Genomic DNA, 13,653 nt, shown 5'->3' on the forward strand with positions numbered 1-13,653 from the left:
TTATGTTGCTTTTTATATTGGACAAAAGATCCTCTCCGTGAGTAGGATCTTTTTTTTTGTTTGAGATATGGAGTAAGTTGATTGTTTATGTGAGTAATACCAATAGAGAGGGTTTACTTGAATAAGATAATTTGGAAAGCGCTATCATTTCTTCTTGACCAACATGTATATACAAGTCTAAAATAAAAGCATAGAACTTGTATATACATGTTATTATTTTGAACGTTGGTTGGATGGTTGCATAAAGCTTGAAAATGGAAACGTTAACAAAAAGGAGGATCTTATATATGGCAGAGGATTTTCGTCAAGCGGCGCAAGATATTGTAAAAGCCGTTGGAGGGAAAGAAAACATCGCTTCAGCAACACATTGTGTAACTCGCTTACGATTGGCCCTTCATGATGAGCAAAAAGTAGATCAACAAGCACTAGAACAGATTGATGTAGTAAAAGGTTCCTTTTCGAACAATGGTCAATTTCAGGTAGTGGTTGGACAAGGCCTTGTGGAGAAAGTATATAAAGAAATGGTTGAGATAACCGGAATAAAATCAGCTACGAAGGAGGAAACAAAAGCTGCTTCTCAGAAACATTTAAATCCACTACAGCGAGCCGTAAAAACGTTAGCAGATATTTTTATTCCCATTTTGCCAGCCATCGTGACAGCAGGTTTATTGATGGGAATTAACAATATATTGACTGGGTCTGATATTTTTTATGAAGGAAAATCAATCGTAGATGTTCATGAGCAATGGAAAGATATCGCAGGAATTATTAACTTGATTGCCAACACAGCGTTTGTCTTCTTACCAGGATTGATTGGTTGGTCTGCTGTAAAACGATTTGGAGGTAGTCCTTTACTAGGAATTGTTTTGGGCTTAGTGCTAGTACATCCCGATCTTTTAAATGCATGGGATTATGGGAAAGCAAAAGAAGCAGGCGAAATTCCTACTTGGAACTTGTTTGGAATGGATATAGATAAATTAGGTTATCAAGGACAAGTACTTCCTGTTCTCTTTGCCTCGTATGTATTGGCCAAAATAGAGCTGTTTTTAAATAAACGAGTACCAGATGCGATCAAATTACTCGTGGTTGCTCCTGTTAGTTTATTAGTTACTGGTTTTCTATCCTTTATCGCAATTGGGCCAATTACGTTTGCAATTGGGAACGCTATCACCACTGCTTTTACGGGGATTTTTAGTGCTGTACCGGCAATCGGAGGATTCCTCTACGGAGCGCTTTACGCACCTTTAGTAGTGACCGGGATGCATCACACTTTCCTTGCTGTTGACTTACAATTGATTGGTAGCCTTGGAAGTACATTCTTATGGCCGATTTTGGCACTATCCAATATTGCTCAAGGATCTTCCGCACTAGCGATGATGTTTATGGCAAAAGAAGAAAAGCAAAAAGGACTGGCGCTTTCTTCGTCCATATCTGCGTACCTTGGAATTACAGAACCTGCTATGTTTGGTGTGAACTTACGTTACCGTTATCCATTTATTGCAGCGATGGTGGGGGCTTCCTTGGGAGGAGCTTTTATCATGATGAACAAAGTAGTTGCTCTTTCCGTTGGGGTAGGTGGTCTTCCAGGTTTCTTCTCAATTGCGCCAGATAAATGGGTTCCGTTCTTTATCGGAATGGGGATCGCGATTGTGGTTCCGTTTATCATCACGTTTGTATTAGGCAAAACGAAAAGATAATCATAAGAGATTGATTTCAAACGACTCCTTCGGTTGGAGAGGATGTGACATCATAATCCGCTTACCGAGGGTTTCGTTTTTCTGAATTTGAATTTGGAGGGAATGAACAATGAATGAATGGTGGAGAAAAGCAGTAGTGTATCAAATTTATCCAAAAAGCTTTTATGATACAACAGGGAACGGTGTAGGAGACCTATTAGGCATCATTCATAAACTGGATTATTTAAAAAAGCTAGGAGTCGATGTTATATGGCTTACTCCTATATATTGTTCTCCACAAAAGGACAATGGTTATGATATCAGTGACTATTACAATATCTATGAAGAATATGGCACAATGGAGGATTTTGACCAATTACTTGCTGAGGCTCATCAACGTGGTATCAAAGTGTTGATGGATATTGTCGTGAACCATACATCTACTGAACATGATTGGTTCCAAAAAGCAAGAGAATCAAAGAATAGCCCTTATCGAAACTACTATATATGGAAAGATCAAGTCGATGGAAAAGCACCGAATAACTGGGTGTCCAAATTTGGAGGATCGGCATGGAAATGGGATGAAAAAACAGGTCAGTATTACTTGCACTTATTTGATGAAGAACAGGCAGATTTAAATTGGGAAGAGGAAGGACTAAGAAGAAAGATCTATGACATGATGCACTTTTGGCTGGAGAAGGGGATTGATGGCTTTCGTTTGGATGTTATTAATCTCATTTCAAAAGATCAGGCTTTTCCCAATGATGATGGAACCATACCGCCAGGAGACGGGAGAAAATTTTATACAGATGGACCACGCATACATGAATACCTAAATGAAATGAATCGAGAAGTCTTTTCTCAGTATGACATCATGACCGTAGGAGAGATGTCCTCTACGTCATTGAAAGAGTGTATAAAGTACACCAACCCAGATCGAAACGAACTAAATATGACATTCAATTTCCATCATTTGAAGGTGGACTATCCGAATGGTGAGAAATGGGCACACGCGGACTTTGATTTTCTAAAATTAAAAGAGATCCTGTCTCAGTGGCAAGTACAAATGAATAAAGGTGGCGGTTGGAATGCACTTTTTTGGTGTAATCATGATCAGCCACGTATTGTAAGTCGTTTTGGAGATGAGGGGCGTTACTATCAAGAATCAGCAAAAATGTTGGCGACCACTATTCATATGATGCAGGGGACTCCTTATATTTACCAAGGTGAGGAATTTGGGATGACCAATCCAAAATTCGATTCCATTCAGGATTACCGTGACGTAGAGACGCTCAACTATTATGAGATCATGAAGAAACAGGGTAAATCTGAAGAGGAAATAATGAGGATTATCCAAAACAAATCACGAGATAATTCGCGGACTCCTGTTCAATGGAACGCGAACCTACATGCTGGATTTACGACAGGTACTCCATGGATTCATGTTGCTTCCAATTATCAAGATATTAATGCCGAATCTGCCTTGGATGATCCTGACTCTATTTTCTATCATTATCAAAAGCTCATTGCACTTAGAAAAGAGCTAGATATTATTACATTCGGTGATTATGAGTTATTAGAGCCAAATCATGGTGATGTATTTGCTTATCTGAGGACTTATGGAGAGGAAAAACTACTTGTTGTGAATAATTTTTATGCCCATGAAACGGCATTTACTGTGCCAGAACCATTAGTTGGCTCTTTATTTGAAGCTACCATATTACTATCCAATTATCTTGATTCTGCAAGTCTAGACAGACAGCTTTGTGTACGTCCGTACGAGTCGATTGTTTATCATCTAAAAAAGAAATGATAAACTGGTTTCGGTGAAAAGAATGACAAATAAATTTCTGAAAATATACGATGAATTAACAACCAAAATTCAAGAGGGCAAACTTCCGGTAGGATCTATGTTGCCCTCTGAACATGACTTGACGCAAATGTATCAAGCTTCTAGGGAAACGATTCGCAAAGCATTGACCATGCTATCTGAACATGGCTACATTCATAAAGTAAGAGGTAAAGGTTCGATTGTGCTTGATGCGAACAAGTTTAATTTCCCGATATCTGGGTTGGTCAGCTTTAAAGAGCTTTCACAAAAAATGGGGCAACATACGATCACCCATGTAGAAAAACTAAACAAGATCACACCACTCCCTTATGTAAAGGATTTATTGAAATTATCAAAGAGAGATAAGGTGTGGGAGCTTTATCGAGTCAGAGAAATTAATTCGGAACGAATCATTTTTGATAAAGATTTTTTGGTTTGTGTTCCCAACTTAACAAAAGAGGTTTGTGAGAACTCGATTTATGAATATATAGAAGGGGAACTTGGGCTTGCTATCAGTTTTGCTAGAAAAGAGATCACAATCGAAGAACCGACGGAAGAAGATCGTACCTATTTGGATCTGGATGGACACTATAATGTAGTTGTGGTGAAAAACTATGTGTATCTAGATGATGCCACTTTGTTTCAATATACAGAGTCTCGACATCGTCCAGATAAGTTCCGTTTTGTCGATTTTGCCAGAAGAAATTAGTTAGCACATCGATCCCGCTAGCACGTAAGATGAGTTTAAAAGAGATAAGATTGTATTTTGGACCAAGAAATAGTTATAATAGAAATTAACTTTCCATATCTCGTTGCCAATGAAAGGGAAGAGTACAACGCGGAAGCTATTACAAGAGAGCCGGGTTAGGTGAAAGCCGGTATAGCAGATGTCTTGGAACATGGCCCTGGAGGTTTTTTCTGAACGTGAGTTTTCATCAGTAGGAAAATACGCTCGCACTAGCGTTAACAAGTGTCCGATGAGGGTGTCTCTATTGAGATGCTGAAATTGGGTGGTACCGCGTGAACTCTCGCCCCATGTTTAGGGCGGGTTTTTTTATTGTCAAGAAAATGGAGAATGACTTAGAGGGAGGCAAAAAATGAGTGATCAGAAGACATTTTATGTCACAACGCCCATTTATTATCCAAGTAACAAACTACATATCGGTCACGTCTATACGACGGTAGCAGCCGATGCCATCGCCCGTTACAAACGGTTGCGTGGCTATGACGTAATGTACCTCACTGGTACGGACGAGCACGGTCAAAAAATCCAAAAGCGTGCCGAAGAGGAAGGCAAGACCCCGCAGGCTTTTGTGGACGAGATTGTAGTGGGGATCAAAGATCTATGGAAAAAGCTCGATATTTCCTATGATGACTACATCCGCACAACCGAAGACCGCCACAAAAAAGTGGTACAAAAAATTTTCCAACAGTTTGTCGATCAAGGAGATATTTACCTAGGGGAATACGAAGGTTGGTATTGTCTACCTGATGAAGCCTTTTTCAGTGACCGTCAAGTAAAAGACGGCAAGTGCCCTGACTGTGGACGTCCTGTACAAAAGCTCAAAGAGAAAAGCTACTTTTTCCGGATGAGCAAATATGCGGATCGTCTGATTCAGTATTACGAGGATCATCCAGAGTTTGTGGAACCAGTTTCCCGTAAAAATGAGATGCTGCAAAACTTCCTCAAGACAGAGGGTGGACTCGAAGACCTGTCCATCTCTCGAAACACATTTGATTGGGGAATCCCAGTGCCAAACGATCCAGAACATGTAGTCTATGTCTGGCTTGATGCGTTGACCAACTATCTCTCTGCGATCGGATACGGTTCAGATGATGCCGAACTACAAGCCAAATACGAAAAATATTGGCCAGCAAATGTTCAGATCATCGGGAAAGATATCGTTCGTTTCCATATCATCTATTGGCCAATCTTCTTGATGGCGCTTGGACTTCCTTTGCCGAAAAAAGTGTTTGGTCATGGATTTCTCTTGGTAAATGGGGACAAAATGTCCAAATCACTTGGCAACGTAATTGACCCTGTGCCACTTGTTGACCACTTTGGACTCGATACTGTTCGTTACTTTATGCTACGAGAAGTTCCATTTGGAGAAGATGGCACGTTTACGCCAAGCTCTTTCCTCGAACGGAGCAATGCAGACCTAGCCAATGATCTAGGCAACCTATTGCATCGTACCTTGACCATGGTGGAGAAATATTTCGATGGCAAAGTACCTGCCATAGTACCGAATGCTACTCCTCACGACGAAGCATTAAAGGCATTAGTAGCTGAAAAAGTGGCTCGTGTCGAGGCGACGATGGAGAGATTGCAATTTTCTCATGCACTAACTGCAATCTGGGAGATCATCCGTGCTGGTAACCGTTACATTGAGCAGACCACACCATGGAACCTCGCCAAAAATGAAGCGGATCGTGATACCTTAGGCTCCGTGATGGCGAACTTATTGGAGAACCTGCGGATTGTGAGCATTCTTATTCAGCCATTCTTGACCCGTACTCCACAAAAAATGTGGGCACAGCTCGGGATCAGTGAGGGAGAAGCAACTGCTTGGGATTCCATCCATCAGTATGGAGCTTATTTAGAAGGGATTCAGACTAAAAAAGGAACCCCGATCTTCCCTCGTCTGGATTTAGAAAAAGAACGAGAAGTGATCGATCAAATTATGATCAACACTTCGAAAAAACATGCTGCTCCAGAAGCGCCTAAAAAGGAGCAAAAACCGCAAGAGGAGAAAGCAAAAGTGGAAGAAAATAACTACATTGATATTGAGCAGTTCAGCAAAGTAGATTTGCGAGTTGCTGAGATTCTAGAAGTAGATAAAGTCAAAGGGGCAGATCGTCTCTTGAAGCTTCAGCTAGATCTAGGAGACGAAAGACGCCAAGTAGTCTCTGGCATCACGGAGTATTATCAGCCAGATGAGCTCGTAGGGCAAAAAGTGATCATGGTAGCCAACCTCAAACCTGTCACCTTGCGCAAAGAACGCTCAGAGGGAATGATCCTCGCTGCGAAAGAAGGAGATCGTCTAGTTTTGTCTACGGTATCTGCGGATATTCCGAATGGAACTCGTGTGAAGTAAGCCGAAAGCTCATCCAACACTTTTCGTTGGATGAGCTTTGTTTGTAGGGAAGTTTAGAAATCCTTGTTTTCATATATTCGAATCGAAATAAACCATGAAATAGCATATATAACAAAGATGAACATGGTAGCCATTAGAAACAGTTGCCAATTAGAAACAGAAGCAAAAACGGAGCCTATATTAGGTATCTTGTCAGCAAAGAAAGAGTACAGATTTTTTGCTAGTGCCATCATTAAAATATATAGCAGTGAAAAAATAGAGATTAGGTACCTTTGGGTAAATTTATAGAAAATTGGTAAGTAGAATGCCGTAAAGAGCATAACAAGTAAATAGATTAGCAAAACATTTTCTAAGGATGGTATGGCGACAGGGTAACCTAATAATTGTGCTACAGAATAAATACCTATTGTTGCAAGCGTTGTGATTGTTGTAAAAATAAGCCCACCTATATATTTTGAACCAATAATTTGCTTTCTGGAGTAAGGAAGACTGTTTAATAGGAGATTGGTCTGTCCGCGCTCGTCGTAATAATGAGAGTTAATGACAAACATGGAACTAACAATAACGACTGATAATGTAGCATGTAAGTCAGTAAACAGATATAGGCAGATCATGCTGATGTAAAAAATCATCAATAACCTTTGGAGGTGATAATCTTTTAAAATCAGATTAAACATGGAAACTACCTCCTTTTTTGGTAAAGTACATAATATCTTCTAATGAAGGTTTTTCTATGAGAACAGTCTTACCAAATAGTTGTTTCACTCTTGTTATATTTTTGCTTAGTGCTTCAAAACCGGAATCTGTTTTGCGAATGGAAATAAACTCTTTTTCAGTATCTTGGTCCAGTAATTCATTCGAGCCTTTCACAATCGCGTATTCTTCTGATATAGTGTGAAACTCTTTGCTGAAAACTAGATGACCATTATGAATAAACGTGATGTAGTCTGCGATCCGATCTAAGTCGGTTGTGATATGGGACGAGAAAAAGATAGTTTTCTTTTCATCTTGCATGATGTCATAGAGAATCTCGAGAATCTCTCTTCTAAAAACGGGGTCTAACCCTGATGTCGGTTCATCCATAATAATAAGCTCGGCATGATGAGATAAAGCAAAGGCCAATGATGTCTTCATTTTCATTCCTTTGGACATCTTTTTTATTTTTAGATTTTGAGGGAGTTCAAACTGTTCTACATAGTTTCGAAAGATAGTCTCGTCCCATTGCTTATATGCCGGAGCGATGATTCGTTTCAGTTGTTTTAGAGTGAGATCCTCATAAAACACATTCTCATCAAAAACAAAGCCAATTTTTTCTTTGATCTTCTGCTCGTCTTGCCCATAATCCATACCGAGAATGGATATTGAACCACTATCTTTTTTAACTAGATTTAATATCATTTTGATAGTGGTAGACTTCCCCGCCCCGTTTGCACCGATAAATCCTGTTACAAATCCCCTTTTTACTTCAAACGATAGATCTTTCACCTGGAATCCCTTATAGTTTTTCGAGACATTGTGCAATTCAATTGCATTACTCATTCGTTATAATCCTCCTTATATAGCAGTACTAGCATTTCGATCAATTCAGGGAGAGTAATGTCCAGCGCTTTACTATTTTCGATCGCTTCTGTAAGTTTTTCTTCAATTGTCTTTAGTCGTTTTTCCTTTAGTAACTCTTGGTTGTGTTCTGAAACAAATGAGCCTTTACCAACAATAGAATAAATAAAACCTTCTTTCTCGAGCTCAGCATATGCACGTTTTGTCGTAATTACACTGACTTGAATATCCTTGGCAAGTTGACGAATCGATGGAAGGGCATCCCCTTCTGAGAGCTGACCAGTCAAAATAAGCTCTTTCACCTGCTTGATGATCTGCTCATAAATAGGTTCTTTTGAACCGTTTGATATCAATATTTGCATGAATGCAAACTCCTTAGTTAGAAATAGAATATATTGTATATATCCTATATATACAATATATACAACCCTGCGTTATGGTGTCAAGGTTATTTTTAAAATGTATATCCTTCTTCGTGGTGTCGGTTTGGAGAAGCCTTCTCCATTCGATATAATAAAAAGGAGCAAATATGTAGGAGAGGTTGAACCCTCATGTTATTTGATAGTCATGCACATTTAAATGATGAAAAGTTTCAAGAAGATCGGGAAGAGACGATTGCACGTGCTGGGGAAGCAGGAGTGTCGCGGATTCTCAATGTAGGTTTTAATCGGCAGACAATCCAAGAGACATTAGCATTAGTCGAAAAATATGATTTTATTTACGGAGCAGTCGGTTGGCATCCGCACGATGCAAAGGACTGTACCCCAGAAGATTTAGAGTGGATTCGGTCTCTTGCCGCAGAACATACTAAAATAGTAGCGCTTGGAGAGATGGGGCTTGATTACTATTGGGACAACTCTCCACATGAGGTACAAAAAGAAGTTTTCCGTAAGCAAATTCATATGGCCAAAGAGCTTGGGCTTCCTATTGTAATTCATGATCGGGATGCGCATGAAGATGTTCTCCAGATCTTGCAAGAGGAGAATGCAGCAGAAGTAGGAGGCGTCATGCACTGCTTTGCTGGAGACGAGAAGATGATGGAAGCGTGTCTTGCGATCAATTTTTACATCGGTCTAGGTGGACCAGTTACGTTTAAAAACGGCCATCTAGCCAAACAGATTGCCAAAACTGTTCCAGCAGATCGGCTATTAATCGAGACGGACTGCCCTTACTTGGCTCCCCATCCGAACCGTGGTAAGCGCAATGAATCAGGTTATGTACGATTGGTAGCTGAGGAGATTGCTAGATTGCGTGAGTGTACCGTTGAAGAGATCGCCCAACTTACGATGGAAAATGCCAATCGTTTATTCCGGTTAAGTTAAAGCGGCATACACTATTATGATACGTTTTTATTAAATGTCTGTTATTTTTTTAATAGAAAGTGAGATTTTCGTTGCGATTTCAGAAAATGAGAGAAATAATTGTAGTAGAGGGAAAAAATGATACCAACGCCGTGAAACAAGCGGTAGATGCCGATACGATCGAAACCAATGGATCGGAAATTTCGGAGCGTACAATAGAAGAGATTCGGCGAGCTCATCAAAGTAGGGGTGTTATCGTCTTTACCGATCCTGATACTCCTGGTGAGCGAATCCGTCGTATTATTACGCGAGCTGTTCCGGAAGTAAAACACGCTTTTTTGCCAAAACATCAAGCGCGGGGAAATCGGAAAATTGGAATTGAGCATGCCAGTTCTGAAGCAATCTTGGAAGCACTCGAACAAGTGAGAACGGACTTTTCTAGTACTACTGATCCGCTTGAGATCCTCTCCTGGGATGAATATCTCGAAGTAGGTTTTAGTGGACAGGAGGATTCCCGAGAATTACGAGAGCGAGTAGCCGAGGAGCTTCGGATTGGGTATGCCAATGGGAAGCAATTCTACAAGCGTCTGCATGCACTACAGGTAACAAGAGATGAGCTAAAAGCAGCGATTGAGAAGGTAAAGGGGCAAATGAGTTGAAAAAACCAATCTCGCTAAGAACGAAGCAAGTATTAAAGGAACATGGCCTTGCGCTGAAAAAGAGCCTGGGACAGAACTTCCTGACGGATCTAAATGTCCTAGAAAACATTGTCGATGCTGCTCAGCTTACCGATCAATCTGGAGTAATTGAGATTGGACCTGGAATAGGAGCATTGACAGAACGCTTGGCACAACAAGCCAAAAAAGTAGTGGCCGTCGAGATCGACCAGCGATTGTTACCTGTGTTAAAAAGGCACTTTGAGGAAGATGCCAATGTGACGATTCTCCATGGAGATGCGATGCAGGTCGATTTTCACCAATTGATCACAGACCAATTTGCAGATTGTGATAAGGTTCACGTGGTAGCGAACTTACCTTATTACATTACTACTCCTATCTTAGCGAGACTCCTAGAGGAGAAGTATCCACTTCATAATATCGTCATCATGATACAAAAAGAAGTAGCAGAGCGAATTGTAGCAAATCCTGGGAAGAAAGACTTTGGAGCGCTCTCTGTGTTAGCCCAATATTATGCAGACGTTTCATGGGTGACAAAAGTACCAAGTCATGTTTTTGTCCCACAACCCAAAGTAGATTCAGCGGTGATACGACTAGACATTCGTCAAGAGCCCGCCGTAATGGTAGAAAGTGAAAAACGTTTCTTTCAAATTGTACGAGCATCCTTTGCGCAACGTCGCAAAACGTTATCGAACGCATTAGGCTCTCAAGTACTGCAAGATCGGTCCAAAGCAGAAGTTAATGAGTTGTTACTCGAAGCAGGTGTTGAACCATCACGTAGAGGAGAGACCCTAACGCTCGAGGAGTTTGCCAAGATTGCAGATCTGTCTCTTCGTTCTAAAACGTAAAGCATCAAACGCCATCTGCTAAAGCAGCAGAAGCATTTGAAAAAACGAACAATAGAATCAGGTGTGTTGATAAGATTAGGTGCTGATTTTTAGTCTGAAATGCTTTTTTACCGTTGATGGAGCGGCCTTTCCGCTTCTTCATAAAGTTCCATCTACATGGAAGCAAAAATCATGCCCCAAGCTAAAAATCAATATTCCTGAGAACTGAATATTGTAGCGCCCCTATCTGATACTAGAAATGGTGTTGCAGCACAAAAAAGAAGGGTGGAATACCTGTGAGATTTTATCATCCTCGCAAGGGAAGTTGTAGTCTCGAAGATGTGCTGACTCAAATTCGTGATTATGTGCAGGAAGTATCGAGTGCTGAGTATAAGGTGATGATTGGAACCGATTCCCAGACTAGGACGAGAGAAACCACGTTTGTGACCGCGATTATCATTCAACGTATCGGAAAAGGAGCGCTCTTTTTTTATCGAAAAAAGCGTCATAAGGCAATGAAAGACTTACGCTACCGTATTTATCGGGAAACGGAATATAGCTTAGAAGTGGTAGAAAAACTGAAGCAACAAGGTTTCTTTCGATTTATACAGGATCTTCCGATGGAGATTCACTTAGATGTTGGCCAACAAGGAGAAACACGTAAGTTGATCCAAGAAGTGGTAGGATGGGTAACCGCTGTCGGGTACGAGGCAAAGATCAAGCCAGATTCTTATGCAGCAAGTGCAGTTGCTGATCGATTTACAAGATAAAAACCCATTGACAATCAACTTAGACCACTGCTATAATACTTGTCTTTGACTTCTAAGCCTGTCTATGTTAGAATGTGTTACAGGTGAGGTGGTCGTATTATGGGCAAAAATGCGCTATCTGAAATTAAGCTAACATTAGATGGCTACATTGGACAAAAAATTCGCTTGAAAGCGAACAGTGGGCGCCGAAAGACCATTGAACGAACGGGGGTACTCGAAGAGACATATCCCTCTGTTTTTATTGTGAAATTGGATGAGGAACAACACGCTTTTAAACGCGTTTCATACAGTTATGCGGATATCTTGACCGAATCAGTAGAACTGAACGTTTTTGATAACAACGATCAGTTAGTACCGGTTCGTTATGTGAGAGAGTCCGAACAAATTTAAAAAATAGAGCACACTTTAGAGTGTGTTCTATTTTTTTATGGGATCAGATGTAGTTAATTGTACATACTATGGTTACCCTGAACCCTTATCCTTGAATGGAGGGCGATGAAATGACCCGTCGTAAAGGTGTCATGTCAGAATCCTTTAAGGTCGAGTTGGCCAAGGAACTCGGGTTTTATGATGTTGTCCAGCAGGAAGGCTGGGGAGGAATTAAAGCACGAGATGCAGGAAATATGGTCAAACGAGCGATCCAGATTGCACAGGAGCAACTGGTACAGCAACGAAAATAAAGTTCAAGAGCAAGTCAGGGTAAAAGCTGAGAGGTTCTCCTCTCGGCTTTTTTATGTGTATCTCTTTTGTGACGGTCGTAATCCAAAGCCCATATGTCATAAGTCGCATGCAAACGCAAAACCTCTGAATGGGGTACATTTATGCAACATACGCTATATGCTTTTGCCTATTTCCTGTTGGTGATACAATAGAAACAAACTTTTGCACGATAACGGAAAAGCTTGTAGTTTGTTGCGAGAAACCGGTCCGTCTATTTCCCTGTTACCAAAAAACAGAGGTGGTGTGAGCTAGAGTGATTGCAGCAATCTGGATAAGAGAGTCCGGAGGAGGGGATAAATGTGTACACGTCTGAGAAGGCGCCTGCTAAGATTAATTTAACTTTGGATGCATTGAGAAAAAGACCAGATGGGTATCATGATCTAGAAATGGTGATGACGACGGTCGATCTTTATGATCGTATTGATCTTACGAGTATAGATGGGACAAGCATTCAGTTAGATAGTAGTTCTGGCCTAGTTCCACAAGATGAGCGGAACTTAGCTTACTTAGCTGCAAGGATCCTACGCGAAAAGACAGGGGTCCGAAAAGGAGTACATATACGGATTGAAAAGAATATACCCGTAGCAGCGGGGCTAGCTGGAGGAAGTAGTGATGCGGCGGCTACTTTACGCGGGTTGAATCGCTTGTGGAAATTAGGACTCTCCTTAGAAGAGTTGGCCCAGATCGGAGCTGAAATTGGGTCAGATGTCCCATTTTGTGTATATAGTAACACTGCAATCGCTAGAGGGCGTGGGGAAGTTTTAGAGCCAATACCTGCACCACCAAAATGTTGGGTCGTTTTGGCAAAGCCATCACAAGGTATCTCCACTGCTGATGTATTTGGCCGTCTGCGAGTGGATCAGATCGAACAACATCCATCTACGTCTCATATGGTGGATGCATTAAAAAAACAAGATCTAAAAGCAGTGATTGGATCTATGGGCAATGTATTGGAACCAGTTACAATGGCTATGCATAAAGAAGTTTCTCGTCTCAAAGAGAAGATGCATTTATTTGGTGCAAGTGGTGTATTAATGTCGGGTAGCGGTCCAACAGTATTTGGAATTGTCCCCAAAGAATCGAGAGCCAAACGAATAGTAAATAGTTTAAAAGGATTTTGTGAGCAAGTATATGCTGTCCGAATGTTGGGGGTACACCGATCTAGTTTGCTTGATTAAATACGTACAATTTGATAT

Annotated in this window: 14 protein-coding genes and 1 other annotated feature; of the genes, 11 read left to right on the forward strand and 3 right to left on the reverse strand. The window is 40.8% G+C overall.

Annotated elements, in window-relative coordinates:
• The first annotated feature begins 287 nt into the window (after positions 1–287).
• The 4 genes from treP (at position 288) to metG (ending at position 6,605) form a co-directional block, all read left to right on the forward strand.
• Entirely contained in the window at positions 288–1,697 is a 1,410-nt protein-coding gene (treP, locus tag VJ09_RS11065) for a PTS system trehalose-specific EIIBC component (RefSeq protein ID WP_044641798.1), read from the forward strand.
• A gap of 109 nt (positions 1,698–1,806) precedes the next feature.
• Entirely contained in the window at positions 1,807–3,489 is a 1,683-nt protein-coding gene (treC, locus tag VJ09_RS11070; protein WP_044641799.1) for an alpha,alpha-phosphotrehalase, read from the forward strand.
• 22 nt (positions 3,490–3,511) lie between these two features.
• Positions 3,512–4,216 (forward strand): trehalose operon repressor, encoded by a 705-nt coding sequence (gene treR, locus VJ09_RS11075; RefSeq protein ID WP_044641800.1) that lies wholly within the window; start codon positions 3,512–3,514, stop codon positions 4,214–4,216.
• A gap of 100 nt (positions 4,217–4,316) precedes the next feature.
• Positions 4,317–4,546 (forward strand) — a binding site (T-box leader).
• 58 nt (positions 4,547–4,604) lie between these two features.
• Complete coding sequence (gene metG / locus VJ09_RS11080) at positions 4,605–6,605, forward strand: methionine--tRNA ligase (RefSeq protein WP_044641801.1); 2,001 nt, start codon at positions 4,605–4,607, stop codon at positions 6,603–6,605.
• Between the two features lie 53 nt (positions 6,606–6,658).
• On the opposite strand, the gene VJ09_RS11085 is transcribed toward metG, so the two are convergent.
• Genes VJ09_RS11085 through VJ09_RS11095 form a run of 3 tightly spaced genes read right to left on the reverse strand, consistent with a single transcriptional unit; the run spans position 6,659 to position 8,524 of the window.
• Entirely contained in the window at positions 6,659–7,282 is a 624-nt protein-coding gene (locus tag VJ09_RS11085) for an ABC-2 transporter permease (protein WP_044641802.1), read from the reverse strand.
• Positions 7,275–8,144, reverse strand: a complete 870-nt coding sequence (locus VJ09_RS11090; RefSeq protein ID WP_044641803.1) for an ABC transporter ATP-binding protein — start codon at positions 8,142–8,144, stop codon at positions 7,275–7,277. Before VJ09_RS11090 ends, VJ09_RS11085 begins: the two co-directional genes overlap by 8 nt.
• Complete coding sequence (locus tag VJ09_RS11095; RefSeq protein ID WP_044641804.1) at positions 8,141–8,524, reverse strand: GntR family transcriptional regulator; 384 nt, start codon at positions 8,522–8,524, stop codon at positions 8,141–8,143. The genes VJ09_RS11090 and VJ09_RS11095 overlap by 4 nt, the downstream gene beginning before the upstream one ends.
• Positions 8,525–8,713: 189 nt before the next feature.
• Between VJ09_RS11095 and VJ09_RS11100 the strand changes: the two genes are divergently transcribed.
• From VJ09_RS11100 to ispE, 7 genes are all read left to right on the forward strand, one after another.
• Entirely contained in the window at positions 8,714–9,484 is a 771-nt protein-coding gene (locus VJ09_RS11100; RefSeq protein WP_044641805.1) for a TatD family hydrolase, read from the forward strand.
• A gap of 86 nt (positions 9,485–9,570) precedes the next feature.
• Positions 9,571–10,122, forward strand: coding sequence for a ribonuclease M5 (gene rnmV, locus VJ09_RS11105; protein WP_044642837.1), 552 nt, complete (start codon positions 9,571–9,573; stop codon positions 10,120–10,122).
• Positions 10,119–10,988 carry a 16S rRNA (adenine(1518)-N(6)/adenine(1519)-N(6))-dimethyltransferase RsmA gene (gene rsmA, locus VJ09_RS11110; RefSeq protein ID WP_044641806.1) on the forward strand — a complete coding sequence of 290 codons (870 nt, stop codon included), beginning with the start codon at positions 10,119–10,121 and terminating at the stop codon, positions 10,986–10,988. The genes rnmV and rsmA overlap by 4 nt, the downstream gene beginning before the upstream one ends.
• A gap of 275 nt (positions 10,989–11,263) precedes the next feature.
• Positions 11,264–11,737: a ribonuclease H-like YkuK family protein gene (locus tag VJ09_RS11115; protein WP_044641807.1), complete on the forward strand. Its 474-nt coding sequence runs from the start codon at positions 11,264–11,266 to the stop codon at positions 11,735–11,737.
• Positions 11,738–11,836: 99 nt separating this feature from the next.
• Positions 11,837–12,127 (forward strand): biofilm formation stimulator Veg, encoded by a 291-nt coding sequence (gene veg, locus VJ09_RS11120; protein WP_044641808.1) that lies wholly within the window; start codon positions 11,837–11,839, stop codon positions 12,125–12,127.
• Positions 12,128–12,237: 110 nt separating this feature from the next.
• Positions 12,238–12,417: a small, acid-soluble spore protein, alpha/beta type gene (locus VJ09_RS11125; RefSeq protein WP_044641809.1), complete on the forward strand. Its 180-nt coding sequence runs from the start codon at positions 12,238–12,240 to the stop codon at positions 12,415–12,417.
• A 339-nt stretch (positions 12,418–12,756) separates the two neighbouring features.
• Positions 12,757–13,635, forward strand: a complete 879-nt coding sequence (gene ispE / locus VJ09_RS11130) for a 4-(cytidine 5'-diphospho)-2-C-methyl-D-erythritol kinase (protein ID WP_044641810.1) — start codon at positions 12,757–12,759, stop codon at positions 13,633–13,635.
• Positions 13,636–13,653 lie beyond the last annotated feature (18 nt).

It is taken from the genome of Risungbinella massiliensis (assembly GCF_000942395.1).
GTDB classification, from domain to species: Bacteria; Bacillota; Bacilli; order Thermoactinomycetales; family Thermoactinomycetaceae; genus Risungbinella; species Risungbinella massiliensis.

Bases quoted from the DNA above. Each gene is read 5' to 3' on its own strand.
- treP (WP_044641798.1), top strand. From the start codon at position 288: ATGGCAGAGGATTTTCGTCAAGCGGCGCAAGATATTGTAAAAGCCGTT.
- treC (WP_044641799.1), top strand. From the start codon at position 1,807: ATGAATGAATGGTGGAGAAAAGCAGTAGTGTATCAAATTTATCCAAAA.
- treR (WP_044641800.1), top strand. From the start codon at position 3,512: ATGACAAATAAATTTCTGAAAATATACGATGAATTAACAACCAAAATT.
- metG (WP_044641801.1), top strand. From the start codon at position 4,605: ATGAGTGATCAGAAGACATTTTATGTCACAACGCCCATTTATTATCCA.
- VJ09_RS11085 (WP_044641802.1), bottom strand. From the start codon at position 7,282: ATGTTTAATCTGATTTTAAAAGATTATCACCTCCAAAGGTTATTGATG.
- VJ09_RS11090 (WP_044641803.1), bottom strand. From the start codon at position 8,144: ATGAGTAATGCAATTGAATTGCACAATGTCTCGAAAAACTATAAGGGA.
- VJ09_RS11095 (WP_044641804.1), bottom strand. From the start codon at position 8,524: ATGCAAATATTGATATCAAACGGTTCAAAAGAACCTATTTATGAGCAG.
- VJ09_RS11100 (WP_044641805.1), top strand. From the start codon at position 8,714: ATGTTATTTGATAGTCATGCACATTTAAATGATGAAAAGTTTCAAGAA.
- rnmV (WP_044642837.1), top strand. From the start codon at position 9,571: ATGAGAGAAATAATTGTAGTAGAGGGAAAAAATGATACCAACGCCGTG.
- veg (WP_044641808.1), top strand. From the start codon at position 11,837: ATGGGCAAAAATGCGCTATCTGAAATTAAGCTAACATTAGATGGCTAC.
- VJ09_RS11125 (WP_044641809.1), top strand. From the start codon at position 12,238: ATGACCCGTCGTAAAGGTGTCATGTCAGAATCCTTTAAGGTCGAGTTG.